The sequence below is a fragment of the Klebsiella sp. SWET4 genome, assembly GCF_024296565.1.
GTDB classification, from domain to species: Bacteria; Pseudomonadota; Gammaproteobacteria; order Enterobacterales; family Enterobacteriaceae; genus Klebsiella; species Klebsiella variicola.
This window is the reverse complement of sequence record NZ_JANCOB010000055.1, coordinates 1-1145: the sequence shown is the minus strand read 5'-3', so window position 1 is coordinate 1145 and position 1145 is coordinate 1. Positions and strand designations below refer to the sequence as shown.

Annotated in this window: 2 protein-coding genes; both read right to left on the bottom strand. The window is 68.0% G+C overall.

What is annotated here, in order from left to right:
• The coding region (locus tag NKJ21_RS27470; RefSeq protein ID WP_254733460.1) for a flagellar basal body protein at positions 1–270 on the bottom strand (270 nt) is incomplete at its 3' end.
• 70 nt (positions 271–340) lie between these two features.
• A partial coding sequence (locus NKJ21_RS27465; protein ID WP_254733458.1) for an efflux RND transporter permease subunit occupies positions 341–1145 on the bottom strand: 805 nt, incomplete at its 5' end.

Here is a 1145-nt window from a genome sequence, read left to right as displayed (position 1 = left end):
AGCGGCGTTGGCCGCCGGATGGCCAGGATCATAGGCTTGCGGGAAGGGCTTGGGATCGGCCTTAACGCCGCTCAGCACCACCCCCTCGTCCCCGCCCATCTGCTCGACCTTGAAGACCGGAATCTGGCGGCGGTAGGGCTCTCCGCCGGCGGTTCGAGCCGTCGAGTTGGCGTTGGCGATGTTCTCGGCGAGGATCTGAATACGCTTCTTCTGGGCTTGTAGTCCCGACACGGCGATCGCCGTGCTTCCCCCTTCAATCGGCTTACTCATTCAAGTGCTCCGCAGGTGGATGTGAAGAACGAGCGGCGCGCCGAGACCAGCTCGACGCGCCGCCCCAGGCTCAGGCTTGTTCAGGACTCCCGGTTTCGGCCTTGCGCAGGACGAAGCGACAGATGGCCGGCAGGACGAAGAGCGTCAGGGCCGTGGCGGTGATCAGGCCGCCGATGACGACCGTGGCTAGCGGACGCTGGACTTCAGCGCCGGTGCCGGTCGCCAGGGCCATGGGCACGAAGCCCAGCGAGGCCACCAGGGCCGTCATCAGCACGGGGCGCAGCCGGTTGAGCGCGCCTTCGGTCACGGCGTCGGGCACGCTGGCGCCCTGTTCGCGCAAGGTTCTGATCCAGGAGATCATGACCAGGCCGTTGAGCACGGCCACGCCCGACAGCGCGATGAAGCCGACGGCGGCCGAGACCGAGAACGGGATGCCCCGCAGCGCCAGGCCAAACACCCCACCGGCCAAGGCCAGCGGAATGGCCGAGAACACGGCCGCGGCCGGCGCGATGCCACCCAAGGCCATATAGAGCAGGCCGAAGATCAGCAGGAAGCAGAGCGGGACCACGAGCGCCAGGCGGCCTTGGGCAGCCTTAAGGTTCTCGTACTGACCACCCCAGACCAGCCAGGAGCCGGCCGGCAGCTTGACCTGCGCATCGACCTTCTGCTGGGCCTGCGTGACGAACGAGCCCAGGTCCGCGCCGCGAACATTGGACTGGACGACGACGCGACGCTTGCCGTTCTCGCGGCTGACCTGGTTGAGGCCTTCCGAATAGGAGAACTTGGCCACGTCGCGCAGCGGCACAGATGCGCGGGACCCGCCACCGGCCCGTTCCGGCAGCATCACCGGCAGGGCGCCGACGGCGTCCAGGTCG